Annotated in this window: 28 protein-coding genes; 6 read left to right on the forward strand and 22 right to left on the reverse strand. The window is 53.8% G+C overall.

From position 1 onward, the window contains the following. The first annotated feature begins 68 nt into the window (after positions 1–68). Together CRO05_RS06260 and CRO05_RS06265 are read left to right on the forward strand one after the other, a co-directional pair. Entirely contained in the window at positions 69–383 is a 315-nt protein-coding gene (locus CRO05_RS06260) for a hypothetical protein (protein WP_097066265.1), read from the forward strand. Positions 384–472: 89 nt separating this feature from the next. Next, entirely contained in the window at positions 473–922 is a 450-nt protein-coding gene (locus tag CRO05_RS06265; protein ID WP_097066266.1) for a DUF2806 domain-containing protein, read from the forward strand. Between the two features lie 94 nt (positions 923–1,016). Here CRO05_RS06265 and CRO05_RS06270 read toward each other — a convergent pair whose 3' ends face one another. Beyond that, positions 1,017–2,174 carry an NAD(P)/FAD-dependent oxidoreductase gene (locus CRO05_RS06270; RefSeq protein WP_097066267.1) on the reverse strand — a complete coding sequence of 386 codons (1,158 nt, stop codon included), beginning with the start codon at positions 2,172–2,174 and terminating at the stop codon, positions 1,017–1,019. A gap of 200 nt (positions 2,175–2,374) precedes the next feature. Next, positions 2,375–3,286 (reverse strand): tRNA glutamyl-Q(34) synthetase GluQRS, encoded by a 912-nt coding sequence (gluQRS, locus tag CRO05_RS06275; RefSeq protein WP_097066268.1) that lies wholly within the window; start codon positions 3,284–3,286, stop codon positions 2,375–2,377. Positions 3,287–4,058: 772 nt separating this feature from the next. On the opposite strand from gluQRS, the gene CRO05_RS06280 reads away from it, so the two are divergent. From CRO05_RS06280 to CRO05_RS06295, 3 genes are all read left to right on the forward strand, one after another. Next, entirely contained in the window at positions 4,059–4,868 is an 810-nt protein-coding gene (locus tag CRO05_RS06280; RefSeq protein WP_097065285.1) for a methane monooxygenase/ammonia monooxygenase subunit C, read from the forward strand. A gap of 268 nt (positions 4,869–5,136) precedes the next feature. Further along, the gene (locus CRO05_RS06290; protein WP_097065283.1) at positions 5,137–5,961 is read left to right on the forward strand and encodes a methane monooxygenase/ammonia monooxygenase subunit A; all 825 of its coding nucleotides are present in this window, start codon (positions 5,137–5,139) and stop codon (positions 5,959–5,961) included. Next, positions 5,962–7,239, forward strand: coding sequence for a methane monooxygenase/ammonia monooxygenase subunit B (locus tag CRO05_RS06295; RefSeq protein WP_097066270.1), 1,278 nt, complete (start codon positions 5,962–5,964; stop codon positions 7,237–7,239). Positions 7,240–7,494: 255 nt separating this feature from the next. Here CRO05_RS06295 and CRO05_RS06300 read toward each other — a convergent pair whose 3' ends face one another. The 6 genes from CRO05_RS06300 to CRO05_RS06325 all read right to left on the reverse strand — a co-directional run bounded on the left by CRO05_RS06300 (position 7,495) and on the right by CRO05_RS06325 (position 14,783). After that, complete coding sequence (locus CRO05_RS06300) at positions 7,495–9,021, reverse strand: PLP-dependent aminotransferase family protein (RefSeq protein ID WP_097066271.1); 1,527 nt, start codon at positions 9,019–9,021, stop codon at positions 7,495–7,497. Positions 9,022–9,199: 178 nt separating this feature from the next. Then, positions 9,200–9,814: a NapC/NirT family cytochrome c gene (locus CRO05_RS06305; protein ID WP_097066272.1), complete on the reverse strand. Its 615-nt coding sequence runs from the start codon at positions 9,812–9,814 to the stop codon at positions 9,200–9,202. Further along, positions 9,814–10,521, reverse strand: a complete 708-nt coding sequence (gene cycA / locus CRO05_RS06310) for a cytochrome c-550 CycA (RefSeq protein ID WP_097065777.1) — start codon at positions 10,519–10,521, stop codon at positions 9,814–9,816. The genes CRO05_RS06305 and cycA overlap by 1 nt, the downstream gene beginning before the upstream one ends. 307 nt (positions 10,522–10,828) lie before the next feature. Next, a complete protein-coding gene (haoB, locus tag CRO05_RS06315) occupies positions 10,829–11,944 on the reverse strand; it encodes a hydroxylamine oxidation protein HaoB (RefSeq protein ID WP_097065776.1) in 1,116 nt (371 codons plus the stop codon). 15 nt (positions 11,945–11,959) lie between these two features. Beyond that, positions 11,960–13,675: a multiheme c-type cytochrome gene (locus tag CRO05_RS06320; RefSeq protein WP_097065775.1), complete on the reverse strand. Its 1,716-nt coding sequence runs from the start codon at positions 13,673–13,675 to the stop codon at positions 11,960–11,962. Positions 13,676–14,033: 358 nt separating this feature from the next. After that, entirely contained in the window at positions 14,034–14,783 is a 750-nt protein-coding gene (locus tag CRO05_RS06325) for a Nif3-like dinuclear metal center hexameric protein (protein ID WP_097066273.1), read from the reverse strand. A 56-nt stretch (positions 14,784–14,839) separates the two neighbouring features. Here CRO05_RS06325 and CRO05_RS06330 point away from each other — a divergent pair, with 56 nt between their 5' ends. Beyond that, the gene (locus CRO05_RS06330; RefSeq protein ID WP_097066274.1) at positions 14,840–16,033 is read left to right on the forward strand and encodes a Do family serine endopeptidase; all 1,194 of its coding nucleotides are present in this window, start codon (positions 14,840–14,842) and stop codon (positions 16,031–16,033) included. Positions 16,034–16,164: 131 nt separating this feature from the next. On the opposite strand, the gene tatC is transcribed toward CRO05_RS06330, so the two are convergent. The 14 genes from tatC to lpdA form a co-directional block, all read right to left on the reverse strand. Continuing rightward, complete coding sequence (gene tatC / locus CRO05_RS06335; RefSeq protein WP_097066275.1) at positions 16,165–16,962, reverse strand: twin-arginine translocase subunit TatC; 798 nt, start codon at positions 16,960–16,962, stop codon at positions 16,165–16,167. Positions 16,963–17,048: 86 nt separating this feature from the next. Further along, positions 17,049–17,495 carry a Sec-independent protein translocase protein TatB gene (gene tatB / locus CRO05_RS06340; RefSeq protein WP_097066276.1) on the reverse strand — a complete coding sequence of 149 codons (447 nt, stop codon included), beginning with the start codon at positions 17,493–17,495 and terminating at the stop codon, positions 17,049–17,051. Positions 17,496–17,617: 122 nt separating this feature from the next. After that, positions 17,618–17,836 (reverse strand): Sec-independent protein translocase subunit TatA, encoded by a 219-nt coding sequence (tatA, locus tag CRO05_RS06345; RefSeq protein ID WP_097066277.1) that lies wholly within the window; start codon positions 17,834–17,836, stop codon positions 17,618–17,620. 11 nt (positions 17,837–17,847) lie between these two features. Next, a complete protein-coding gene (locus CRO05_RS06350; protein ID WP_097066278.1) occupies positions 17,848–18,201 on the reverse strand; it encodes a histidine triad nucleotide-binding protein in 354 nt (117 codons plus the stop codon). A 9-nt stretch (positions 18,202–18,210) separates the two neighbouring features. Then, positions 18,211–18,537, reverse strand: coding sequence for a phosphoribosyl-ATP diphosphatase (locus CRO05_RS06355; RefSeq protein WP_097066279.1), 327 nt, complete (start codon positions 18,535–18,537; stop codon positions 18,211–18,213). Then, positions 18,534–18,923, reverse strand: a complete 390-nt coding sequence (gene hisI, locus CRO05_RS06360) for a phosphoribosyl-AMP cyclohydrolase (RefSeq protein WP_097066280.1) — start codon at positions 18,921–18,923, stop codon at positions 18,534–18,536. Before hisI ends, CRO05_RS06355 begins: the two co-directional genes overlap by 4 nt. Positions 18,924–18,970: 47 nt before the next feature. Next, a complete protein-coding gene (hisF, locus tag CRO05_RS06365) occupies positions 18,971–19,729 on the reverse strand; it encodes an imidazole glycerol phosphate synthase subunit HisF (protein ID WP_097066281.1) in 759 nt (252 codons plus the stop codon). Between the two features lie 246 nt (positions 19,730–19,975). Next, positions 19,976–20,746: a 1-(5-phosphoribosyl)-5-[(5-phosphoribosylamino)methylideneamino]imidazole-4-carboxamide isomerase gene (hisA, locus tag CRO05_RS06370; protein WP_097066282.1), complete on the reverse strand. Its 771-nt coding sequence runs from the start codon at positions 20,744–20,746 to the stop codon at positions 19,976–19,978. Between the two features lie 32 nt (positions 20,747–20,778). Beyond that, positions 20,779–21,489 carry an imidazole glycerol phosphate synthase subunit HisH gene (hisH, locus tag CRO05_RS06375; RefSeq protein ID WP_097066283.1) on the reverse strand — a complete coding sequence of 237 codons (711 nt, stop codon included), beginning with the start codon at positions 21,487–21,489 and terminating at the stop codon, positions 20,779–20,781. Between the two features lie 26 nt (positions 21,490–21,515). Beyond that, positions 21,516–22,103 carry an imidazoleglycerol-phosphate dehydratase HisB gene (gene hisB, locus CRO05_RS06380; RefSeq protein ID WP_097066284.1) on the reverse strand — a complete coding sequence of 196 codons (588 nt, stop codon included), beginning with the start codon at positions 22,101–22,103 and terminating at the stop codon, positions 21,516–21,518. 12 nt (positions 22,104–22,115) lie between these two features. Next, a complete protein-coding gene (hisC, locus tag CRO05_RS06385) occupies positions 22,116–23,207 on the reverse strand; it encodes a histidinol-phosphate transaminase (RefSeq protein WP_097066285.1) in 1,092 nt (363 codons plus the stop codon). Positions 23,208–23,294: 87 nt separating this feature from the next. Further along, complete coding sequence (hisD, locus tag CRO05_RS06390) at positions 23,295–24,608, reverse strand: histidinol dehydrogenase (RefSeq protein WP_181319880.1); 1,314 nt, start codon at positions 24,606–24,608, stop codon at positions 23,295–23,297. 58 nt (positions 24,609–24,666) lie between these two features. Next, entirely contained in the window at positions 24,667–25,311 is a 645-nt protein-coding gene (hisG, locus tag CRO05_RS06395) for an ATP phosphoribosyltransferase (protein WP_097066714.1), read from the reverse strand. Positions 25,312–25,516: 205 nt separating this feature from the next. After that, positions 25,517–26,977, reverse strand: coding sequence for a dihydrolipoyl dehydrogenase (lpdA, locus tag CRO05_RS06400; protein ID WP_097066286.1), 1,461 nt, complete (start codon positions 26,975–26,977; stop codon positions 25,517–25,519). Between the last annotated feature and the right edge of the window lie 11 nt (positions 26,978–26,988).

The raw sequence follows: 26,988 nt of genomic DNA on the forward strand, positions 1-26,988 counted from the left end.
AAGATCGACTCTGGCGGCTGCCAGGTCGCTGCTTGGGAAACTCTTTTAGTTCAAATGGGGCTATTCTGATGGATCTGGCAAATTGGACTGATGCGGAACTTATTTCGATACGGGAGAAGCTTCACACCTGGTGCGTCAAACGTCAGGAGCCTACCTGGGCAAATAAATTCCTGAATTGGACCGGATTTGTAGGTGCTTTCGCATTTCTCACGGGTCTCACCGATATTTTCTTTGGCGGGCCCAATGCTACAAATGTTCTCCTGGTCGTGGTTGGAATTCTTGCATGCGTTTCGTGGTACAAGGGTGACAAGCAGCGGAAAAAGAATATAAGTTTTCTTGAGAAACTGGATCAGGAAATTTCTCGCCGTCGTGATAAATCCTAGGTAACGGCATTAGCCCCGTGCCTTGGCAGATTTATCAGCAGGTCAATAGTTGAGCTCGGAAATTAATTCTGGTTGATTTCGGTTCCCGAATGGTGTCAGATAAAAAGATTGAAGCACCTGCCTTTGATGAGAACGATGCAGCGCTTTTTTCACCCCTGTGCCAGTTTGTATGGGTTCAGGGGGAACCGCTCCCGTTGATTTATGACGTGCAACATCCGATTTACACAAGGCAGGGCATCAATTTGCCTGTTTTAGAATACCTGCAGGTGATCGGCCTGATTACCCTGGAAGCAACTGGGTACGTGAAGAGAAAGTTCGGCAAGCACACCCGCCTGTTTTACTTTGGCAGGCCGACGAAAATTCAATTTCCCAAGGAAGCGCACAACCAGCTTGATCTTGGCCACGTCCTCCTGACAGACAAAGGAAAAGCACTGGCTACGGTTTGCAATGCAACGCGTAATCAGGAATTCTACGAATATGTGACCGAAAGATGGGCTCGGCAGGGGCTGGTTGTATCATCCATTCTCAAAAGGTATTGAAGTCTCGTTTCAAAAGATACTAACTGAAATCGCTTTTTGAACTACAAGGGCAACATTGAACGGATCGGGGCATACCTTTTTCTTGGGGATGGTATTAAACCAGGTAGGTGTCGATCCCTGTCAGCAATAAATCATATTGAGCTTCCACCAGTTCCTTGATTACCAGCGCAGGCATACCCCCAACCACGTTACCTTCCAGCGCCAGCCAGCCTACGGCGTCGGCTGGCCCGAGACTGATAACGTAGCCTAAATCGCGATGAAAATAGGGCTCGAGCAATTTGAGAGCACCCGAGTGACGCAGGATATTCCTTGCAGTTAGCATTCCTTTGCGCACAGCGGATTGCGCTGTCATGGTATTTGAACCGGCAGCGTTATAAATGGAACAATCGCCCGCGGTAAATATATTCTGCAGCGGCTTCCGCTCGACCATAACCTGGCCGAATGCATTCGCCTCAAACAGCGTTTCAGGTTTTTTGCCGACGAACAGGAACGAGACCGTTGATGGGAGGTTGAATTGACGGCCGGTTTCACTTTCCGCTAATAGAATCTCCTCCGTTTGCTGGCTGCAGTATCGGGTACTAGGGTAGAAATCAATATCCAGATCAGCCATGCGCGTCTGAGTATAGGTTGAAAAATCCGCCGGAAACTGTGTAAGTACCCGATCCCCCCCATGAATTAAACGCAATTTACATTCGATTTTCTGCCGTCGGAGAAAATGAGCAATTTCAAAAAGAAATTGAATTCCGGTGGCACCCCCGCCTATTACCGAAATGGTTCGCTCACTTTCGTCAGTTGTATTGAATCGACCATCCAGAAGGCTGGAGCCCGGGGTGGTCATTAAATCATGGAGATCGAATATATTGTCTGATTTAGCCATGCGCGCTACCGGCGCACCTGAGGCAATCAAGAGATAATCAAATTCCAGAATTTCATCGTTGACAGCAAGAAATCTGTCCTTCTGGCATTGCTGGAGAATATATTCATCCAGGATCAACTTCCCGCAGACGTGGCGGCAGCCAAACCGGTTTTCCAGAGAGGAAAACGATATCAGAAAATCCTCTAGCGGATACCTGAACGTTTCGTGTAGATGGGTGATCTTGAGGTGGTGCGATCTGGGATCGACTATGGTGATGCGCGCTTCCGGCATATGGCGCAGAAGCGTGACCAGTGCTGCGATTCCCGCATAACCACCGCCCACAATGACGATGTTGAGTTGCTTATGCCTGGGTATATAAAATGGCAAAAAAGGCATGGTACTTCCTTCGCGATGCGGGTCAGTTCTGGTATTCGGCCAATTATCGGTATCCCTTTCGAGATTTCAGCGCGGCTACACATGTTACGTCTTAACAGGCCGTGAGATTGTCATTTATTATGGAGTCATGACAGTCAGGGGAACAGCGTAGCATACGATTGTCTGAATCAGGCGCCACATTTGGCTCAAATCCGATATCGTCAGCAGATTTCCGCTGTTTTCCGGGGAATCATCTCTTGCTTCCAATTTTCTGTTGCCCATTTCCAAAATGACGCAATGTTCTCATTAATCAGTTCCGACGGGGGTCTTTGACCCAGAAATCGTATGGCCTTTATCAATTGCCGCACTGGATCAGACACATTAATCCGAGCGGCGCGAGTCTGTTTGCTGAGTTTCTCACCTGAGGCGTTAACCACGACCGGAAGATGCAAATAAGACGGAATCGGGTAACCCAGCAATTGCTGCAGATAGATCTGACGAGGAGTAGAATTTAGCAAATCTTCACCGCGTACCACATGCGTGACCCCTTGCTCGGCATCGTCCACTACCACCGCCAATTGATAAGCAAAGACCCCATCGGCGCGCTGCAACACGAAATCTCCGATGGCACTGTCCAGTCGCTGTCGAAACCGGCCTTGCAACGCATCACTGAATTCAATTGGTTGGTTATCCGTTCGCAGACGCTTTGCTCCAGGACGTCCCTTATGGAGGGAAACTCCGCGGCAAGTGCCTGGATAAACCGGGCCGTCTATTCCCATAATTGTGGAATCGGCAATTTCCTTACGACTGCAGGTGCAGGCATAAATAAAATGTTGTCTTTCAAGTGTAGTGAGAGCCGCCTTATATAATGTGTGTCGCTGATTCTGATAGACCACCTCACCATCCCACTCCATCCCCAGGACATCAAGCATGCTCAGGATTTCATCTGATGCCCCGGGAACTTCGCGCAATGGATCCAGGTTTTCGATCCTGACGAACCATTTGCCATGACGCGATCTAGCTTCCAGATAGCTGCCTACGGCAGCGACAAGGGAGCCGAAATGCAGCGGTCCGGTCGGAGATGGAGCGAAGCGGCCACGATAAGCCGAGGAAGTAGATCGACTACTAGTCACCGGTTAATATAAAGGGTTTGCCCAAAGTATTGTGGTGTCGCCCTGGTCCGCAATATTCTCCGTACCGAGGCCGCAGTTACTGCAATCGGATTTGACCTGATGCCGTTAGTATATTCAAATAATGAGATATCTGGTGAACCTCAAGGATTAATACGGGTACATGATCGGCAAGAGATAGCGTATGGAAGCAGAAAAATGGGTGAGGATAAGCCACTATGCAAATTAGCCGGGCCATTTTGACACCATAGCTGGAATATTCGTTTAACATAACCTTTTTAACAGCATGGATTTTATATTACAATAATTTTCGCCGGAAGAGGCAATGGGTCAACGGGTTAAAGAATTTCATCAGAGGTTGGGACATTGACAGGCACAAGAGAGGCAGACATGGCACGGAAGTTGCCCTGTCTGTTACCCGACAAACTGCTTGACTTGGAGAATCTTCGGGGATAGTCTTTACGGGGTTGTGGGTATGTAAAGTACTGGTAGCAACAAAATTGGTGGTACCAATATTGTTACTGATAGTACCAATATTGCAGAAACAACTTGAAACAATTTGGAAACAACTCAGCAGTACAAGGAAACAGGAAACTTGGCAGCAACCGCGGTAGCAGGATACTGGCGGTACGAAGCGGTACAGGATTGCAGCAGTAGCAAGACAGCAGTAGAGAGATGGGCGAAGCTTGCTGCCGGCGGGAAGAAGGGAGGAAGCAACTCGCCGGGTAGGCAGGCGCAGTACTTGATTAACGCAAAAGAAGCAGGAGGAAACATAATGGCAACAACACTAGGAACGTCAAGCCAGGCGAAGTCGGGCGGTCGTGATTACGACATGTCGCTGTGGTATGACTCAAGGTGGTACAAGTTTGGACTGATCACCATGCTGGCGGTGGCGATATTCTGGATCTGGTATCAACGCACATTTGCATACTCGCACGGGATGGACTCGATGGAGCCGGAATTCGAGAAAGTCTGGATGGGACTGTGGCGTGTGCACATGATCGTGATGCCGATCTTTGCCCTGGTCACCTGGGGCTGGATCTGGAAGACGCGCGACACCAACCTGGACAATCTTGACCCCAAGCTGGAAATCAAGCGTTACTTCTACTGGATGATGTGGCTGGGCGTGTATCTGTTTGGCGTTTACTGGGGCGGCAGCTTCTTCACCGAGCAGGATGCCTCCTGGCACCAGGTCATCATCCGTGACACGAGCTTCACCCCGAGTCACGTGGTGGTGTTCTACGGCTCCTTCCCGATGTACATCGTGTGCGGCGTGGCGAGCTACCTGTATGCCATGACCCGTCTGCCGCTGTATGCCCGGGGCACCTCGTTCCCGCTGGTCATGGCGATTGCCGGACCGCTCATGATTCTGCCGAACGTGGGTCTGAACGAATGGGGCCATGCCTTCTGGTTCATGGAAGAACTCTTCAGCGCACCGCTGCACTGGGGCTTTGTCATCCTGGGCTGGTCGGGACTGTTTGCAGGTGGCATAGCGGCGCAGATCATCACGCGCTACTCCAACCTGACCGACGTCGTCTGGAATGGCCAGAGCAAAGTCATCCTCAACAACCGCATCGTACCGTAACCGGTACCGCAATCGGTTGATGGGCGATTGATTGATCAGTAGTTGAAGTTGCCCATGGGAAGCTGAACGTGGCCGTCCCGCTCCTGCAAGCAAATCCCGAGGAGCGGGACGGCCCAATCAACTGGGCAACCAAGGCAAAGGGGAACCCGGTACATCAGGGATGCCGAGCAAGCAATAAAAGAGCGGCGGCGCGCGAAATGCCCACCGCAGTAGCGCGAACACATTATTCATGTTTCAAGATCGTAGACACATTTGAGGGGAGGGCGCGATGAGCAGAACAGATGAGATACTAAAGGCGGCGAAGATGCCGCCGGAAGCAGTAAAGATGTCCAGGATGATAGATGCGGTATATTTCCCGATTCTATGCATACTGCTGGTTGGGACCTACCACATGCACTTCATGCTGCTGGCGGGAGACTGGGACTTCTGGCTGGACTGGAAAGACCGTCAATGGTGGCCGGTGGTAACCCCGATTGTTGGGATCACCTATTGTGCCGCCATCATGTACTACCTGTGGGTGAACTACCGGCTGCCGTTTGGGGCCACCCTGTGCATCGTCTGCCTGCTGGCGGGTGAATGGCTGACCCGTTTCTGGGGCTTTTACTGGTGGTCGCACTACCCCATGAGCTTCGTGTTTCCCTCCACCATGATACCTGGTGCGCTGGTGATGGACACAGTCATGCTGCTGACGCGCAACTGGATGATCACGGCGCTGGTAGGCGGAGGCGCGTTCGGGTTATTGTTCTACCCTGGCAACTGGCCCATTTTTGGCCCGACCCACCTGCCGCTGGTAGTGGAAGGCGTACTGCTGTCGGTCGCTGACTACACGGGCTTCCTGTATGTCCGTACCGGCACGCCTGAGTATGTCCGCAACATCGAACAAGGCTCGCTGCGCACGTTCGGAGGTCACACCACCGTCATTGCCGCATTCTTTGCCGCGTTCATCTCCATGCTCATGTTCTGCATCTGGTGGTACTTTGGCAAACTCTACTGCACCGCATTCTTCTACGTGAAAGGCCACCGCGGCCGCGTCACCATGAAGAACGACGTTACCGCATTTGGCGAAGAAGGCTTTCCAGAGGGGATCAAATAAATGAACGCAAAGAACCTGATCAAACTGGGCAAGCTCGGCACACTGGGCAAGCTGGGCGTGCTTGGCCTGTACGGCATGGCCACCCTGGCCATGACCCTGGGACTGGACATCACGCCTGCCGCGGCACATGGTGAGCGCTCGCAGGAACCCTTCCTGCGCATGCGTACCATCCAGTGGTACGACATGAAATGGGGTCCCGAGACCACCAAGGTCAACGATCTTGCCAGCATGTCCGGCAAATTCCACCTGGCTGAGGACTGGCCGCGGGCGGTGGGCAAACCGGGACGCGCCTTCTTCAACGTCGGCAGCCCAAGCCCGGTGTTCGTGCGCCTGAGCACCAAACTCAACGGCGAGCCGACCATGATCTCGGGCCCGCTCGAGATTGGCCGCGACTACGCCTTTGAAGTCAAGCTCAAAGCGCGCATACCGGGACGCCACCACATGCACGCCATGGTCAACATCAAGGATGCAGGCCCGATTGCAGGCCCTGCCGCCTGGATGAACATCACCGGCAGCTGGGATGACTTCACCAACCCGGTGAAACTGCTGACCGGCGAGACCATTGATACCGAGACCTTCAACTTCAGCAACGGCATCTTCTGGCACGCGCTGTGGATGGGACTTGGCATCTTCTGGATTGGCTACTACGTTGCCCGGCCCATGTTCCTGCCGCGCAGCCGCGTACTCCTGGCCTACGGGGATGACCTGCTGCTCGATCCGATGGACAAGAAGGTTGCCTGGGTAGTGCTGATACTCACCTTTGGCCTGGTCTGGGGCGGCTACCGCTACACCGAAACCAAGCATCCCTACACCGTGCCCATCCAGGCGGGTGAATCCAAGGTGCAGCCGTTGCCGGTGAAACCCAACCCCATCGCCATCAAAGTGACCCACGCCAACTATGACGTACCGGGCCGCGCCCTGCGCGTGACCATGATGATCACCAACAGCGGCGACAGCGCGTACCGCATTGGCGAATTCACCACGGCCGGCGTGCGCTTCATCAACAAGGTGGGCCTGAAGCACATGGACCGCGGCTATCCGAAGGAACTGGTGGCGACCGGCCTGTCATTTGACAACGACACCCCGATTCAACCGGGTGAGACGCGCGAAGTCAAGATGGAAGCGAAAGATGCGCTGTGGGAAGTCCAACGGCTGATGGCGCTCCTGGGTGACCCGGAAAGCCGCTTTGGCGGATTGCTCATGACCTGGAACGATGCTGGCGATCGCAACATCAACAGCATAGCCGGCGCAGTCATACCGGTCTTTACCAAGCTCTAGGCAAAAGAGACGCTGCCCGGGTTCGACGAACACCGGGCGGCTTGTCAAAGGCATGACACCGGTCCGCCACCGTCCCAGACGGAAAGGTGGATCGGTGTTTTTTATAGATATTTATCTGAAATCAGGGTCCCCATTTTTTCAAGCTCTTTCAGGAAATGGATAAGACAGCTTGTAAACAAGGATTGCCCGATTAGATTCGCTCACCCGATGAGAGTGATCTCTGGGAGTAGTTCGAATAAAGGCCGACGGCCTTCGTTAGAGAATAGATGCAGGCTCAGCACGAGCATCCGTGCCTGAAAAAATGAAATCTGCTGGCAGTCCTGAAAATACATCAGCCATCCGCCGAACGCCGGCTCGAATCTGGTATTCATTAAGGGAAGAAAAGCCCAGCACGAGCGTGCGTGCGCTGTAGCCGCATTTGCCGAAAGCAAAAGTGGTGCCGGATCCAATAGAATAAACACCTACCCCATGACGCAGTGCAATTGCCCGGAGCTCTGATGCATCAGGATAGCTTTCCGGGAGATGCCAGGCAAGGTGGAGGCCGCTCTCCAGTCCAGAAAGCTGGACCTCACCAAAATGTTCGCGTAATGCCTCTATAAGGCAATCATGGCGCTTCGAATAAATGTTGCGCATGCGTCTCAAATGATTGCCATAAGCGCCGCTCTGAATAAAATCAGCCATTGTTGCCTGGTCTAGCCAGGCATTTCCATTATTGAGTAACGCCTTGGCCGTGCGTGCTGCGGGGATCAATGACTTGGGTACCACCAGATAACCAAGACGCAGGCCTGCACCCATGGATTTGGAGAATGTTCCCAAATACATGACGCAACCGTGATCATCAAGGCCCATGAGGGCTGTCAAGGGTGACCCGCGATACCGGAAATCCGAGTCGTAGTCATCCTCTATAATAAATGCGCCGCAACGCCGGGCCCAGTCCAGAAGTTTCAGCCGACGCTCAATCGGTAGCGTGAAGCCAAGGGGGAATTGATGAGAGGGGGTCACATACAGAAGTGACACGCCTTCCCTAGGTAATTGTGCGACGTCCAGCCCCTCTTCATCTACGGGTATCTGGATCAATTTCGCGTAATAGCTTTCGAAAAGGGATTTAGCGCCATGGTAACAAGGGTTTTCAGTGGCGACCAGCGTTCCCTCTTTCACAAGTAGCCGGGCCGCCAGATTCAACCCCTCCTGAGAGCCGGCGGTAATAATTATCTGCTCAGGAGAAACGCTGATTGCCCGCGCCACCCCAAGATGGGCGGCAATTACTTCTCGCAATTGCGATAAACCAGCAGGATCGCAACACTCTGTAAAATGCGTGCTGGCCGAGGTAAATGTTCTGTTAATAAAACGACGCCATATCTTGTGTGGAAATAAATCGAAGCCGATCCGGTCTGGACAAAAGTCAAAGTCCAGATGCTGAGTTTGGTTTACAGTCGGGGGTTGGCCGATAAAGGGAATGACGGGACGTTTTACCGTCTCTCCCCTAACAGGAACCAAAGTGGAGGTTCTGCGAGTCGCGGCCAGGCAGGTTTCCGGTAACTCGAGATTTACATACGTTCCAATGGCCTTTCGGGCTTGAAGGTAACCCTCGGCAATTAAACGGTCATAGACAAGCAAAACGGTATTTCGAGAAATACCTAATTGTTCTGCAAGTACTCGGCTAGCGGGGATGAGCGTACCCGGTTTCAGCTTTCCGCCAAGGATGAGATTGCGTAACTGCTCGAAAAGCTGGCCTTGCAGCGACTCGCGGCTGCTGTGGTCAAGTTCAATGGGAATTGCCATATTTTTTTGTGACTGCGCGGAGGCGCGCCGGATTTCAGTTTCAGATAAATGTCCAATTCTGACATATTCGCAGAGCTAACGTAAACCTGTCACTTAATACTGAAACGCCGCCCACCTTTTAAGCAATAAGGTATTAAGTAGTGGCGGGCGGTGTTATGTCACCTAAGAAAGATTCAACTCACTCCTCATCCTCATCCTCATCCTCTTCATCCTCCTCGTCCTCATCCTTCGATGCGGTTTTGAGGACCAGCTTGCCCTGCTTGATGCTCTCGTTGAGGTCGGTTTCGGGGGCTTCCTTGTGCACCAGGTTCTGATGGCAGTCGATGCAGGTAGCACCTTCGGTCTCCATCTTCTTGTGCGCCGCCTTGGCATCGGACCCCGGCGGCTGCGGATTCCTGTGGCATTCGCGGCAGGTGCGGCTATCCCATTTCTTCAGGTTCATGCGCGCATCGTGCGCCATGATCAGCCTGCGCTCGTTGAATTTCTCTACTGTGGAATAGTCCTCGGCAAACTCCATGTACAACTCACGCGCCCCATCCACCACATGGGTCGCCACCGCCAGGTGGAAGTTCTTGAAGCCCTGCGGGATGTGGCAATCCTTGCAGCCCGGGTTTGCCCCCAGGGCGCCATAGTGCGAGGAGCTTCTCAGCTCCTCCGCCGGATAGGTCATGGAATGACAGCTCGTGCAGAATTCGGTGGTGGAGACGGCGGCCTCGCCGCCGAATACCACCGCCACCATGACGATCCCAAGTATTGCACCCGTGAGCAGGGTGCCGCCTGCCTTTATGCCCATTAGTCTTCCGAGCCTTTCTCGCCAACCTTCGCCTTGGACTGGAACTCGTCATGATACTTGAACTTCGGATCCCCCGTGAAGGTGCCGTCCAGCTTGTAGTGCTCGTGCATGGCCTTGGTGTCCTTCACGTATTTGTCGAAGTCGAAGGTGTATTTCTTGTCCACCGCCGGGGTGAAAGGCGTGTAGGGCTTCTTCGCACCCTTCCACGGGCTGCCTTCGTAGTTCAGGTGGCAGGCATTGCAGCTCTCTTCAAAGGCGAAGTCCTGTCCGGCGTCGGCCAGGGTCTGGCGCGGAGCGGTCTTCTTCGATTTCTCGAAGGCGGCCCCGGCCTTGCGGTGGATGCCGCGATACTTGGAGCCGGGACCGTGGCAGGATTCGCAGCCCACGCCGGTGGTGAATTTGCTCGGGTCATCAAGCGTGTAGCCGCCTTCCTTGCCCCAGCCGTCAACATGGCAGCCGACGCAATCCTTGTCCTTGGTGTAGTCCTTGGCGGGATCGAGCTTGGCCTTCTTCTTGGCCTCGGCCTTGGTGTTGGGCTTTAACGATTCCATGGCCTTGGCGTGCGCCGTATCACCCCATGATTGCGCCTGGCTCTTGTGACAGGAACTGCATTTCTTGCGGCCTTCAAACGACTGGGCGCTCGCGCTCCCGGATATAACCGCAAACATGGCTGCTGCGGCTAGGGCTAGTGTCATGCGATAGCTCATGGTTTCTCCTTTTTCTTTCGGGCAAGTATATCCGTTGGTTATCCGCGATGTCCGCTGGATCCGTTATATCCGCGGCAGGCGTTGTGATATTACAACAAACTGGTGCAAACTGCTTACGGAAACGTGATTTATAGCCAACCCTTTTGTATTGAAACGTGATGTTACGGCAAACCTGTTATTCCCATACTGTATCTCCGGTTTATATAAACGGGTAGCACCAGTACCATGACTCTTTCTGGTACCACTGGTACCGCACAGGGACGACCGGGGAACGGTCAGGGGATGCTTAGGGGACGCTAGGGAACATTCAGCCGCCGGCGGGAGACGGGGATTCGCTGCTTGCGGGTGGGATCTTGTAGACCCAGTAGCCGCCCTGCTGGTAGATGAGTTGCACGGCGGTCAGGTCAAGCGGCTGGGATTCGGTGAAGGGCAGCATCTGGGCGATCAGCGTGTTGAGGCTTTTGACATCGCGCAGGAAGTAGCCGCGCACCAGTTTGTCGGACAACGATTGCAGGGTGTAGGTCTTGAACTCGTTTTCCAGCATCCAGTTCTTGAGGTAGCCGATCATGCCGTGCATGTTGCCTTCCATGGGGAAGTTCTTGTAGGCCATGTCGAACTGCTCCGGGCGCATGATGCCCAGCTTGTAGAGGTCGGTGACGTGGATGGCGATGTAGGCTTCACGCGCGGTGGTTGCATCGCCTCCGGCTTTATCGGCCTTGTCAGACTTGGCGGATTTAGCGGCTTCGGCGGCAAGTTCGCGCAGGATGGCAGCACCCGCTTGCGGTTCGGCCAGGAGGGCGTCGGCAAAGCGCTGGAATCGGCGCTGCTCGTCCGCACTGGCGGTCGCATCCCAGAATGCCTGTTCGTATTTCTGGATGGCGTCAATGCGGTTGCGCCAGTGGGCGGGTACGATCAGCGGCTCGCCCACGCGCTGGGTGAACAAGGTGTCGCGTCCGGCCAAGAGATTGATCTGGCGGGAGGTGTCCCACCAGGCCAGGATGAGTGCGTCCTTGGCGGCATATTTGTTGATGGCGCCCGCCAGGGCGGTCAGTTCACTGAGTTTGCTGTCAGTGGTCAGGAGCAGTTCGCTGGTGCGGTTTTCCCAGTCGAGCCGCACAGGTGCGCTGTTGCCCTGCCGGGCAATATGGGTCACCGCCAGTGGCTGGTCGACCTCTTCGGCATAGACTTCATATTGGGCGATGGTGAGATCGGGCCAGGCTTCCAGTCCCAGCTGGCTGAATTTGTCGATGCTGCCTTCTTCCACCAGTTGGTAGCGATAAGGGGCGGGACCGGGGTTGAACCAGAGCCAGGCAAACCAGAGGAGCAAAAGAATTCCTCCCGTCACCAGGAGGATGCCCAGTGAGGGGAGGAGTTTACTGTTGCGCCGCGCCGGGTGGGCGCGGCTGGTGGATGAGGCGATCAAACTTGTTATCGAACCTTACTCGCGCTCGTTCTTTTCACGACGGCGCCAGCCTGCCAGGGCGAGCGTGCCGGCCAGGAGCATGCCGCCACCCAGGCCGCCGAGCGAGATCTTGTCATCGGCGCTGTTGAGGTCGAAGAGTCCGGCGCTGCGCTTGGATTCCATCTTGGCCACCCGTGCCTGCAGGGCCGCCATTTCACGGATCTTGGTGTTCTCGTCCATGACTTCGACGTAGTCGCGGTTCATCGGTCCCCAGCCTTCGGTGTAGGTCCAGCCGCCCGGGTTGACGTGCGCCAGTCCTACGTGCAGTTTAGGCAGGTTGTTCTCGCCCATCTCCAGCACTTTGAGTTCGATGGCGGCCGGGTTGTTGTCCTTGGACCAGTAGAGCTGGGTGAAGCCGGCAAACATTTCCTTGTCAGGCGGCAGCGGGGTCGGACGGTTGGTCTTCTGTCCGGTCAGCAGGCCTTCCTTGTAGAGCTTCTCGGTCACAGCGTGCGCTTCCTTGTACTTGGCCAGGCCGTGCAGCGTGCCCTTGTCCATGAATTCCAGGTAGGAGCGGGCAAAGCGCTCGGAGTGACAGGAGGTACAGGTCTTGACCCAGGAGTCCAGCCGCTCTTCGGACCATTCGCTGGTGATGTTCTCGGCAATGCCGGGTACCGCAGGGTAGTTGGCCCAGCGGATCTTGCGCACGACGTTGTGGGCGTATTTGCCTTCATATTCGAAGTGGCAGCCGGCACAGGTCGGGGCGGTCTGGCCGCCCTTGGCGTAGGCGTCCTTCAGCGGTACGTTCCAGTTCCACTTGTTGCCCATGATGGCCACGGTCTTGCCGTGCTTGCTCATGGAGTAGGCTTCCCAGTTGTTGTGGTCTACCCCGCTGTGGCAGGTGGCGCAGGTCTCCGGCTGGCGCGATTCGGCCGCGGAGAATTCATGCCGGGTGTGGCAGGAGTCGCACTTGTTCTGGTTGGTGTGGCACATGCTGCAGCCTTCGGCTATCTCGCGTTGCGGCATGGAGGCAAATACCGCGACTTCTACGTTGGCCTTCCAGTCCAGTGCATGCGAGGGACGTCCCTGCGGCCATTGCTTGTTCGGCCAGATGAGGGTGTCGCGCTCGGATTCGCGTTCGGCAAATTCCTGCAGGTGACACGTGCCGCATACGTCAGCCGTGGGCATGCGCAGGTCTTTCATGTGATCGGCTTTCTTGGTGGTGTTGATGTCGACGTGACAGTCGATGCAGCCCACTTCCTTCAGCTTCTCGTTCGCGCCCAGCCGACCCATGGAGCGCAGGTTCTTCTCCACGTCTTCCAGCTTGGCTTTCTTGTAGTAGATCGGGTCTTCCGGTTTCAAGTTGCGAACCTTGTCCAGGTTGGCGTGCGTGCTCTTCTTCCAGGCGTTCACCCACACCGGGGATTCGTCCGTGTGGCATTTGACGCATTCGTCCCGCGCCGCCACTTCTTTCATCGAGGTCGGCGGTTTGTAAAAAGAGGCAGGGTCAAAGTACATGCTCATGGGAATCGGCTCCCAGTATTTGGCCAGCGTCCCGCGTCCCGCACCTTGCGCCGGGTCCTTGTAGCGCTTCACCAGCGCTTGATGCAGCTCTTTGGGCGAGGCCGATTGCTCCAGCTTCAGCGCTTTGTACGTCTCTTTGGGAACGCTGGGAAAGTCCGCATATGCCGACGCCGCCATTAGCGCGCCGCATGTGAGCGTGACCAGCCTCAGCCAAGGCTTGACTACCATTTTGCTCTCCTTTACTCCGTAATAATTGTTGTGCTTCGGTATCCGTGACTCTTGCCCATGATTTACCGTTGCAGGCAAAAGTACCCCTCGTAATTTCTTAAACACCTTATTATGACCATAACTGTATCGCTGGTTTAGGTATACGGGTAGCGCCAGTACTACGACTCTTTCTGGTACCACTGATACCACTTCAGCCGGAGCGATAAATCAAACCCGGCCAGCGCGGATGAATTTGGATATTGGAGGCATACCCTGCCCGGGACGTTGGCTCCGGATTGAGCACGCCGGGTTTCAGAGAAAAACATCAAGTAGCATAGACCAGGATGAACATTGCCTACCTATTTCACGGCGGATACTCTCATACCGGATTGTCGATATCAATGAAGCGGTGTGCGATTCCGAATTTCTGGGATAGATGTTCCCCCAGTGCCTGTACTCCATACCGCTCGGTAGCATGGTGTCCCGCCGAAATAAAAGCGACGCCGGATTCGCGCGCAGCGTGGACATTCCGCTCAGAAATTTCACCAGTGATAAACACATCGACACCCAGGCTAATAGCTTCATCGAAATAATCCTGAGCGGCGCCGGTACACCATGCTACACGCCTTACCGTCTTCGCATCTTCGCCGATTACCAGAGGTGTTCGACACAGGGCGTGTTCGATACAGATGCGAAGGTCCTTCAGATTTGTTATATGTGGAGGAAGCGTTCCCTGCATAGCGATGTTTTGATCGCCAAAACGACTGGTTTCAGCAAACCCCATTTTCTGGCCCAGTTGAACGTTATTGCCCAGTTTCGAATGGGCGTCCAGCGGCAAATGATAGGAAAGCAACCCGACATCGTGCGCCATCAGCAGTGCAATACGGCGGTGCTTCATGCCGACGATGCATTGGTCCTCGCCTCGCCAGAAATAGCCATGATGTACGAGCACCGCATCAGCACCTGCCGCTACCGCGGTTTGAAGGAAATCAAATGAGGCAGTGACACCACTGATCAGTTGATGCACCGCACTTCGGCCTTCCACTTGCAGCCCATTTGGGCAATAATCGCGAAAGTTGCCCACGTCCAGAAGCTGGTTCAGGTAGATTTCGAGCTCATTCAGTGGCATCAAGATTTATCCAGTCTATACTCAAACCAATTGTAACCTCAAAAACCGTATCCAAAATGCACAAACTCTGGTTGACCTTCGCACAAACAACAACAATAGTTCTTGCAGCCTTGTTTGTGGTTTCCACCTTGCGGCCCGAACTATTACCATGGCGAAATCAGGGCGGCGCGATCGCAACCATAAAGGAAGCCGTTACGGATGGCGCGGCCCGAGCGGAACCCAGGCCGGGCAGTTTTAGCGAGGCCGCGCAGAAAGCCATGCCATCGGTGGTAAATGTTTTTACCAGCAAAGAGGTGAAAATATCTTCTCATCCGCTGCTGCGGGATCCCATGTTCCGGCATTTCTTCGGCGATCGCTTCGAGTCACCGGAAAGCCGCCGTGCCTCAAGCCTTGGTTCCGGCGTAATCGTTAGCGCAGAAGGTTATATTCTTACCAATCATCATGTAATCGAAGCTGCTGATGAGATAGAAGTCGCACTGGCTGATGGCAGAAAGATCAAGGCACACGTCATTGGCTCCGATCCAGAGACCGATCTCGCAGTCGTAAGAGTGGATATGGAAGCACTGCCGATAATGACCTTCGGGCATTCCGATAGTGCCCGGGTCGGCGATATGGTACTTGCCATCGGAAATCCCTTCGGTGTGGGACAGACGGTGACCATGGGCATTATCAGCGCGCTGGGGCGAACACATCTGGGCATCAATACTTTTGAAAATTTCATTCAGACAGATGCCGCCATTAACCCTGGAAATTCCGGGGGCGCATTGGTAGACAGCTCAGGTAACCTGATTGGCATCAATACGGCGATCGTCTCACGTACCGGCGGATCACTCGGCATCGGCTTCGCCATCACAGCCAGTGTAGCCAAGCAGGTCATGGAGCAGATTATTCAGACAGGGGACGTAACTCGCGGCTGGATTGGGGTGGAAGTGCAGGACTTGACACCGGAACTGGCGGAATCGTTCAAGCGCCCGAATACCAACGGGGCGTTGATCGCCGGTGTACTCAAAGGCGGGCCCGCCGATCGGGCCGGGGTAAAGCCGGGGGATATAATTGTGGAGGTAGAGGGAAGTCCGGTCATTGATTCATCCGGCATGCTTAACCTGATCGCGGCATTGTTACCGGGAGAAGCAGCGAATATCAAGGTAGTGCGCAATCAGACAGAAAAACCCATCAAGGTCAATGTCGGTAAGCGTCCGAGGCCCACCATGCCTCAGGACCAGTATGAAGATCCGGATGCGCTGGAATAAATCAAGGAATCTCTGGACAGCTCCTCACAGTGCGCGCTACGCCAAAATCGGGATGGCCACATGATGCACGACTACGTCATTGCATGCGAACCCGAGTTGCACGCAACTGACACGGCGGCAACGGAGTAATTTCAGCTGTTCTTCTCTCCGGTTTCTGCTTTTTCCGGTCCATGCTCCATATCTTTCCCGTGTGCCGGTTGATAAACCGGCGCTACCGCGGTTTTGCCACCGAGCCCAGCCACCAATATTCCCAGTTCATAGAGCAAATAAAGTGGTACCGCCAGCATGAATTGGGAAATCACATCGGGGGGCGTGAATATGGCACCCACGACGAAGGCGCCCACGAGAACATAACTACGTACCGCCTTGAGTTTCTCGATTGAGACAATGCCGGTGCGGACCAGTATCACAACGAATATGGGCACTTCAAACGTTATGCCAAAAGCGATGAACATGGTCAGGACAAAGTCGAGATACCGGCCAATATCCGTCATGACCGCCACGCCCTCTGGCGCGAAATGGGTGATGAACTCAAATACGAGCGGCAGTGCGGCAAAATAAGCAAATGACATACCGCAGATGAACAGAAAGCTGCTGGCGAACACCAGGGGAAGTACCAGACGTTTTTCGTGGGAGTATAATCCCGGTGCGACAAATGCCCATATTTGATAGAGTGTGTGAGGCAAGGTAATGATAAACGCCGCCATCATGGCTACTTTCATGGGCACAAAAAAAGGCGTAATCACCTCGGTGGCAATCATCTGTCCGCCTTGCGGGAGTTTTTCGAGCAGAGGCTGTGCCAGCAAGGAGTAAAGTTCCCGCGCGTAAAAGGCGCAGGGAACAAAACCGAGCACCAGCACTCCACATGCACGCATCAGCCTGGCACGAAGCTCCACAAGATGGGAAATAAACGTTTCGTCGGTAGTCATAATCGCGAGAGGGGGCCGAATATCGAAAGACGTGGTTATACATTCACTGACTTTGCATCAGCGAAGTATATGTTATCCGCACTGAATTAATCGCGGGATACTTCTGCTCCGGTTGCGTTGGGGTAGGATTTTGATTTGACCAACGGCGCGATTGCCTGGATTGGGGGGACGGAAGAATCTGATGGCGTATCCAGGGATGGAGCAGCTTCCTCCACCGTCCTGGAAGATGGCGCAGGAGGCGCGGCTGTGGAAGATTTTGTTTCTGCGTTCAGTCCTTCCTGGAACTGATTTATCTCTGTTCGTACCGTATTCTCTATGGAACGGCCAGTTCCCTCCACGGAAGTTTTCCAGTTTTTGAGTTCTTCCAGTTCCATTTCTCGCTGAATATCGTTCTTGACATCGTTAACGTAACGCTGTGCTCGTCCGAACAAATGCCCTAGCGTGCGTGCCACCTTGGGAAGCCGCTCAGGTCCTATGACGACCAGCGCCACGGCTGCTATGACGAGAATTTCAGTGAAACTGATATCGAACATTTTTTGCGAAAGTCATTAAGGAAGCGTAGTAAAGTAAAGGTGAATGGGAAGCCATTCTTCATTGGACGGCTCCCATTCACCAGCCCGAGCTTTTCACTCTTTACTCGCCGGCCTCAAGATTTTCAATAGGTCTTGTTCTTGGCATCGGCTTCGATGATCCGGGCATCGGTTTGATGAGGCGCAGAAGATATCTCCTCTTCATCAGCGCTCTTTACGCCTTCCCGAAAGCCCTTCACCGCACCGCCCAGATCGCTGCCGAGATTACGCAGCTTCTTGGTGCCGAATACCAGAACAACAATCAACAGAACGACCAGCCAGTGCCAAATACTGAATGATCCCATTATTCTCTCCTTTATCTCGGATGAGGAATCATAACCGGCAAGCGATCCCCGCCGCCTATGATATGAATATGCAAATGATAAACCTCTTGTCCCCCTACGCGCCCGGTGTTGATAACGGTACGAAAGCCATCAGTGCAACCCTGTTCCCTCGCCAGCCTGGGTATCAGCACCATCATCTCACCCAGCAAACTGCGATGCTTGTCTTCGACCTCTGCCAGCGAACCGATGTGCAGCTTGGGTATCAACATGAAATGTACCGGCGCCGCGGGGTGAATATCGTGAAACGCAAAAACCTCAGTATCCTCGTATATTTTTTCACTGGGAATATCTCCCCGCACGATTTTGCAAAAAACACAATTGTCCATTTTTTTATCTTATCCTGCTTTCCGCGCCGCCTTTTCATCGATTCCGGAAATTCCCTCACGGCGCCGCAATTCATTCAGTACATCATGCGGTCCCAGATCATGGTGAGCCAATAACACCAGGCAGTGAAACCACAGATCGGCAGTCTCGCGGACAACGTGCGATTTATCGCCGTCTTTCGCGGCCAGCAACACCTCCGCCGACTCTTCCGCAATTTTTTTCAGTATCTTGTCCTGTCCTTCGTGCAGCAGTTTAGCCACGTAGGAAGTGGTGGGATCAGCATCCTTTCGGGCCTCGATAGTCTGAGCCACACGGTCAAGAATAGCCGGATCGGTCATTTCCTGTAGATCTCTTCAGGGCTCTTGATTACCGGCGCAGCGACGGTCCATTGGCCATCTTCCAGTTTGTTAAAAAAACAATTATGTCTGCCGGTATGACAAGCGATGCCGCCAACTTGTTCCACAGCCAACAAAAGGACGTCAGCGTCACAATCCAGCCGGATTTCCTTTACTTTCTGTACGTGCCCGGATTCCTCGCCTTTGTGCCAGAGTTTCTTGCGGGAACGGGACCAGTAATGGGCCTCGCTGGTTTGCACAGTAAGCTTCAGTGCCGTTCGATTCATCCAGGCAACCATCAGTACCTTATTGCTGGCGGCTTCTTGCGTCACGACCTGCACCAATCCATCGTCGGACCAGTTTATCTTGTTCAGCCAAATATCAGACATAGATATGCTTGAGAATCAGATTATCAAATTTTATTAATTCTAGTACACTACAACCGGACTTCAATGCCGTGTTGCGCCATATACTCTTTGGCCTGGCGTATAGTGTATTCGCCGAAGTGGAAAATACTTGCTGCCAACACGGCATCAGCATGGCCCTCCACGATTCCCTCCACCAGGTGGTGCAAATTGCCTACGCCGCCACTGGCGATCACCGGCACATCCACCGCATCCGATACCGCGCGAGTCAGCGCCAGATCAAAACCGTTACGGGTACCATCTTTATCCATACTGGTCAGCAATATTTCGCCCGCACCCAGGGATTGCATTTTCTTCGCCCACTCGACCGCATTCAGACCGGTAGCCTTGCGTCCTCCGTGAGTAAATACTTCCCAGTCGTTACCCACTCGCTTGGCGTCTATCGCCACCACAATACACTGAGAGCCGTAACGGTCTGCAGCGTCCGCCACCAGTTTGGGATTCTCGACCGCTGACGTGTTGATGCTTACTTTGTCCGCCCCCGCATTCAGTAGCCGGCGCACGTCCTCTACCTTGCGAACGCCGCCACCGACAGTTAAAGGAATGAACACCTGGGCAGCGACTTCTTCGATGATTTGCAAGATCAGATCCCTGTTATCAGAACTGGCCGTGATGTCGAGAAAGGTCAGTTCATCCGCTCCCTGATCATCGTAGCGGCGCGATATTTCAACGGGATCACCTGCATCCTGAAGCCCCACAAAATTGACGCCCTTGACAACGCGTCCATTTGTAACGTCAAGACAGGGGATGATACGCTTGGCAAGACCCATGAGATACCTTTATAAAACTAGTGAGCATCCGTTTTGCGAATTGCTTACGTCGCTTTTGCAACTCAAGCTGGCAACTCGGATGACAATGAATTCCCTTGGAACTTCCAATTTAATTTATATTCAGGTATCAACAAGAGTAGGGGTGCTCTGCCGTAAAAGGAACACAGCTATAGAAAGGATGGCCGTGAACGGAAAACAGAGTGCCGTGATTTTACCTTTGAACGGAACGGATAATGAACCTCTTCATCAGGAGAGGGTTGTATCCCGGATGCCCTTTTTCATGCTTAGCTCATCCGCAAGTGCTTGTGCCAACTTGAAGTCCAGGGTGCCTTCGTAAATTGCCCGCCCCGTGATTGCGCCTGTGATACCTTCCCACTCGATTTCGCAGAGGGCTTTGACGTCGTCGAGATTGCTCACACCGCCGCTTGCAATGACAGGGATGGTCAGCGCCCGGGCCAGTTCCATCGTCGCCTGAATATTGACGCCGCTTAACATACCATCGCGCCCGATATCGGTATAGATGATCGCTTCGACCCCGTAATCCTCAAATTTTTTCGCGAGATCCACTACGTCATGGCCGGTCACTTTAGACCAGCCATTGACAGCCACCTTGCCATCCTTCGCATCCAGTCCCACCATGATATGACCAGGGAACGCGTTGCAGGCATCGTGCAGGAACCCCGGTGTTTTTACCGCCGCGGTACCGATAATAATATAAGTAATGCCATCGTCGAGATAACGTTCGATGGTTTCGAGATCGCGTATGCCGCCGCCGAGTTGAGTCGGAATTTCATCACCGATGGCTTCAACAATGTCGCGAATGGCCGGTTCGTTCTTCGGCCTGCCGGCAAACGCGCCGTTGAGGTCCACCAAATGCAGTCGGCGCGCGCCCTGATCCAGCCAATGCCTGGCCATGGCGCCAGGTTCTTCCGAAAATACAGTAGCGTTTTCCATGACACCTTGTTTCAGGCGTACGCAGTGACCGTCTTTCAGGTCTATCGCAGGAATGATCAGCATTTCAGTCGGGATTGAATTTGATATGAGAGGGGTTATAAGCTCGCCTGGAATTGCTTATCTGTTCTTGATGCAGGTTTCCATCGTACAAAGTTGCTTAGCAGCGTCAGTCCCGCTTCGTGGCTTTTTTCCGGATGAAACTGGACAGCAAAAATATTATCCTTTGCCACTGCGCAAGTAAACGGAGCACGGTAAAGACTGAATGCCGCTACCTGTACCGGATTGGCAGTTTCCACATAATAGCTGTGCACGAAATAGAAGCGCGTATCGGTGGGAATGCCTGCCCACAGAGGATGCTCAGTGGTTTGATGAACTTCGTTCCAACCCATGTGGGGCACCTTGAGCCTCTGCCCATGAGTATCCGGGGTTCCACCAGTCTCACTGGCCTTATTGGTGTCCGCCATCGCCACGGGAGGAAAACGACGTACCTTGCCGGGCACAATGCCGAGGCCTTTTACATTGCCTTCCTCGCTACTGTCGAACAACATTTGCAGGCCGATGCAGATGCCGAGAAACGGCTTGTTCATCGCAGCATCCAGCACCGCTTCGCGCAATCCGCGCATATCCAGTTCGCGCAGGCAGTCCGGCATTGCCCCCTGACCGGGAACCACAACGCGGTCAGCCTTTCGCACCACTTCGGGGTCGTCGGTGACAGTGATGGTGGCCGTGGGAGCTACATGCTCCAGCGCTTTAGACACTGAGCGCAAATTACCCATGCCGTAGTCAACAATTGCAATATCAGTCATACAGGGCAAATGAGAAGTGATAAAGCTTACAAGGAACCTTTGGTGGACGGAATTGTGCCATCTGCACGGGGGTCGGTTTCCATTGCCATGCGCAACGCACGGCCAAACGCCTTGAATACCGTTTCCGCCTGGTGATGGGCGTTGCGGCCGGAGAGGTTATCAATATGCAATGTCACCATGGCATGGTTGACAAACCCCTGGAAAAACTCGGCGATCAAATCAACATCAAACTCGCCAATCCGGGCACGTACAAACTCGACGTTGAATTCCATGCCGGGACGGCCCGAAAGATCCACCACCACCCGCGACAATGCTTCGTCCAACGGTACATAAGCGTGACCGTAGCGGCGCAAACCTTTTTTATCTCCGACGGCTTGCGTGAATGCCTGTCCAAATGTGATGCCGATATCCTCCACGGTATGATGGGCATCGATATGCAGATCTCCCTTGGCTGCAATCTCCAGGTCAATCATGCCGTGACGCGCTATCTGATCCAGCATGTGATCGAGAAATGGCACGCCCGTGTCCAGTATTGCTTTTCCGGTTCCATCCAGATTGGCTTTGAGGCTGATCTGGGTTTCCAGGGTATTGCGGTTGACTTGAGCCTGACGCATGAGTGAAATAATTTAATCGTTCGGTTTCTTGAGCGAGGTTTGCAGCGCCTCTAAGAATTGCGCGTTTTCATCGGGAGTTCCCACCGTTACACGCAGGCAATTTGTCAGTAGCGGGTGTGAGCCGTCGAGATTCTTGATCAATACAGCGCGATTCTTGAGTTCCTGAAACACTAATCCAGCGTTATTTCCCTGGTTCACGCGGAATAAAATAAAGTTTGCATCCGTCGGAAAAACTTCAATGCCATCCAGCGTCGCCAGGTTTTCACTCATCGCTGCCCGCTCAATCTTGATCGCCGCAGCCTGTTGCAGCAGGACATCGCCATGCTGCAACACCTTTTCCGTGACAAGTTGAGTAATGATTCCCACATTATACGGCAAACGCAGTTTTTCCAACTGTATAAGCCACTCTGGCCGTCCGGCCAGAAGCCCAAGCCTTAAACCGGCCAGCCCCGACTTGGAGAGCGTGCGCATCAATAACAGATTGGGGTGCTGCACCAACTCGCCCATGAAGCTCGCACCGGCGAAGGCATGGTAAGCCTCATCCACAACTACAACACCGGGAGCAGCGTCAATAATACGTGAGATTCCGGCGGCGTCAAACAGGTTGCCGGTAGGGTTATTGGGGTAGGCAATGAAAATTACCGCTGGCTGGTGCCGCGCGATGGCATCGAGCGTCCCTGCCACATCAAGCGAGAAATCAGGGTTTAACGGCACCCCCGCATAAGTCATCCCGGTGAAAGTCGCGATCATGCGAAACATGACAAACGCAGGCTCGACACTCATCAACACGGCGCCCGGTCTTGCGCAGGCCAACGCGATGATCTGTATGATCTCGTCCGAACCATTGCCCAGCATGATATCCATGCCATCGGGGACCGCCAGCGCTTCGCGCAACGCGGCCTTGAGCGAAACAGCACTAGGATCAGGATATCGGTTAATCGGCGCATCCCCCGCCAACCGCGCGATTTCATCGCGCAATCTGGCTGGCAGGGAATAAGGGTTCTCCATCGCATCCAGCTTCACCATGCCCGTTGCGGGCGGCACGTGATAGGCGGAGAGTGCAAGAATCTCCGGGCGGATGATTTGGTCGGGCGGTCTGCGCATCTTGGCGTTTTATACGGTTTTATTTATGATTCATTTGGCATCAGTAGCCAACATGGTATCTTTACTCATAGAAAAGATACGATTCTCTTACGTCGCCAATTTTTTCTTGTATCGATATTCCGCCGACATCGCATGGGCCTGCAAACCCTCCCCATGAGCCAGGATGGAAGCAATTGCACCAAGTCTTGCCGAACCCTGCTCCGACACTTGAATAATGCTGCTGCGTTTCTGGAAATCGTACACGCCCAACGGTGATGAAAAGCGCGCGGTACGGGACGTGGGCAGGACGTGATTGGGGCCGGCGCAGTAATCGCCAAGCGCTTCGGAAGTATGACGTCCCAGAAAGATGGCGCCGGCGTGCCTGATTTTCTCCGCCCATTTTTCCGGCTGCTCAACCGATAATTCAAGATGTTCCGGCGCGATACGATTAGCGATGGTGCAGGCTTCATCCAAGTCGCGTACCTGGATCAAGGCGCCGCGGCTTTCGAGCGAAGCCTTTATTACGGCCTTGCGTGGCATGGTTTCCAACTGGCGATCAATACTTGCCGCCACCGCGTTAATGAAATGGGGGTCGGGAGAAAGCAGAATTGCCTGTGCCATCTCATCGTGCTCGGCTTGCGAAAATAAATCCATCGCGATCCAATCGGGATTTGTCTTGCCATCGCAAATCACCAGAATCTCCGAAGGTCCTGCCAGCATATCGATACCCACGATTCCAAATACGCTGCGCTTGGCGGCCGCCACATAGGCGTTGCCGGGGCCGACAATCTTGTCCACCTGCGGCACAGCCTTGGTGCCGTAGGCCAGCGCTGCAATGGCTTGGGCACCGCCTATGGTAAAGACTCGGTCAACCTCGCAAATCGCTGCGGCAGCGAGCACCAGATCGTTTGTCTCACCGCCGGAAGCCGGTGTGACCATGATGAGTTCGCGCACGCCCGCCACCTTGGCGGGAATGGCATTCATCAGCACCGATGAAGGATAGGATGCCTTGCCGCCGGGAACATATAAGCCGACACGATCCAGCGGCGTTATTTTCTGGCCGAGCAGCGTACCGTCGGGCTCCGTATAGCTCCAGGATTGCGCCTGTTGTTTTTCATGGTAGACGCGCACCCGTTGAGCCGCTTGCTCCAGGGCGTCGCGCTGATCCGCGGGCAGCTTCCGCAGAGCTTCCTGCAAGCGATCCTGTGGTAATTCAAGCTCCGCCGCGGAGGCTGCATTCAGATGATCGAAACGGCGCGTATATTCCAGCAGGGCTTCATCTCCCCGCTTCTTTATATTGGCAAGAATGTCCGCGATAGTTGCGTCCAGTTTCGCATCCTGGGCGTTTTCAAAGGCCAGCAGTTTCGATAGCGCTTCATCGAAGATGGCATCGGTTGAAGACAGCCGTTTAATTTGTATCATGAGAAGAAGTTCGGTTTTCGTTGGCTTGCAGTTTGCGACGTTATTCCTGATTCATTATTTATTTCGCGATGGAGGCAGAGAAAGCTTCCAGCATTGGCTGAATTGTATGCCGCTTCAATTTCAGTGCTGCCTGGTTGATGATCAACCGTGCCGAAATGGGCATGATCTCTTCGACCGCCTTGAGATTATTGGCCTTCAGCGTATTGCCGCTGGAAACCAGATCCACAATTGCATCCGCCAATCCAACCAGTGGCGCCAATTCCATAGAACCGTAGAGCTTGATGAGATCCACATGCATGCCTTTGCCCGCAAAGTGTTCACGCGCCGTCTGTAAATATTTGGTCGCGACGCGTACCCTTGCTCCCTGGCGAACAGCGGATTCGTAATCGAAATCATCGCGTACCGCCACCATCATGCGGCAGCGAGCGATATTCAGGTCCAGCGGCTGATAAAGCCCCGCACCGCCGTGTTCCAGCAATACGTCCTTTCCGGCGATACCCATATCCGCGGCGCCATATTGCACATAGGTCGGCACATCCGATGCCCGGACGATGATAAGCCGCACGTTATCGCAATTGGTAGCAAGGATCAGTTTGCGCGATGTTTCCGGATCATCCAGCGCGACAATACCTGCCGCTTTCAACAACGGTGCGGTATCGTCAAAAATGCGGCCCTTGGAAAGGGCGATGGTGATGCTCGTCATGGAGAATTCTTCAAAACCGCATTTTACTCCAAACAAGCTGTGGAGATTTGTTGGGCAACACTGGAAAGACGAATGACCGCGCCATCGTTCCATACGGGACAAATCGATGGTGCTGCGTTCTCGTTGCCCAAGTATTTGTTTGTATTCTGAGAAAATCGGGAAAGACAAAAATGCCTGGCAGCGCGAATTCAAACCCGCTAATGCGTCATATGTGGATTGCGCGTTTATCCGTTCCCAGCGCAGCCTCATGCAATACTTCCGAAAGCGAGGGATGGGCGTGAACGATGCGGGCGATGTCTTCACTGCTGGCCGCAAATTCCATCGCCACTACCGCTTCGGCGATCATTTCGGAAACGTAGGGGCCGATCATGTGGATACCCAGAATTCGGTCGGTTTCCGCGTCCGCCAGTACTTTGACGAAGCCACCCGTCTCTCCGAGCGCGCGTGCGCGGCCGTTAGCCATGAAAGGAAACTGTCCCGCTTTATATTGAACCCCTGCCGCTTTCAACTCCTGCTCGTTTTTGCCCACCCAGGCAATTTCTGGCGAGGTGTAGATTACCCATGGGATTGTGCCTAAATTTACGTGTCCCCCGTGCCCAGCGATGGTTTCGGCAACCGCCACGCCTTCCTCAGAAGCCTTATGCGCAAGCATGGGTCCGCGCACTACGTCTCCTACGGCATATACATCAGGCAGATTAGTGCTGCAATTGCTGTTTACTTCAATGTAACCGCGATCATCCAATTTCAGCCCGATATCTTCCGCTCCCAGTCCAGCGGTGTTCGGAACGCGGCCGACCGCGATAATCAGTTTATCCACTTCCAGTTTTTGCGCGCTCCCTCCGGTATTCTCGGCGTCGGTATACTCAACCGTGATACTTTTTTTGTTGGTTTTGATCCCGCTTATTTTGATACCGGTTTGTATGACCAGACCTGATTCTCTGGTGAAGATTTTTCGCGCCTCTTTTGCCACTTGCTCATCGGCCGCCGAAAGAAATCCGGGTAGTGCTTCAAGAATGGTGACTTCCGAACCGAGTCTCCGCCACAGGCTGCCCATTTCCAGGCCGATCACGCCCGCCCCAATCACACCCAGCCGCTGAGGCGCCTCTGTCATTGCCAGCGCGCCGGTATTGTCCAGTATTCGCTCATTGTCCACAGGCGCGAACGGCAATGTCCGGGGTATTGAGCCCGTGGCGATGATGATGTGTTTTGCCTCGATGGTGTCGGTCTTGTCTCCGTTTTTCACTTCGATTTGCCAGAGATTATGAGTGCCGCTCCCGTCTTTGCTGCTCTTGAGCAAAGTTCCATGCCCATGCATCGATGCGATTTTATTTTTTTTCAGTAGCATGGCAACGCCGCCGGTGAAGCCCGCGACAATTTTGTCCTTGCGCGACATCATTACCGGGATGTCCACCGAGAGGCCTTCCATTTTGATTCCGTGAGCAGAGAATTTATGCGCAGCACGTTCGTAATTCTCGGACGATTCAAGGAGCGCCTTTGACGGAATGCAGCCGACATTCAGGCAGGTTCCGCCAAGGCTGGGTTTGCCCTGTGGATTTTTCCACTCATCTATACAAACGGTAGTGAGCCCTAATTGGGCGCAACGAATTGCCGCCACATAGCCGCCGGGGCCCGCGCCGATTACCGCGACATCAAAAGATTTCGACATATTTTTCACTC

The organism is Nitrosovibrio sp. Nv4 (assembly GCF_900215485.1).
Lineage (GTDB): Bacteria > Pseudomonadota > Gammaproteobacteria > Burkholderiales > Nitrosomonadaceae > Nitrosospira.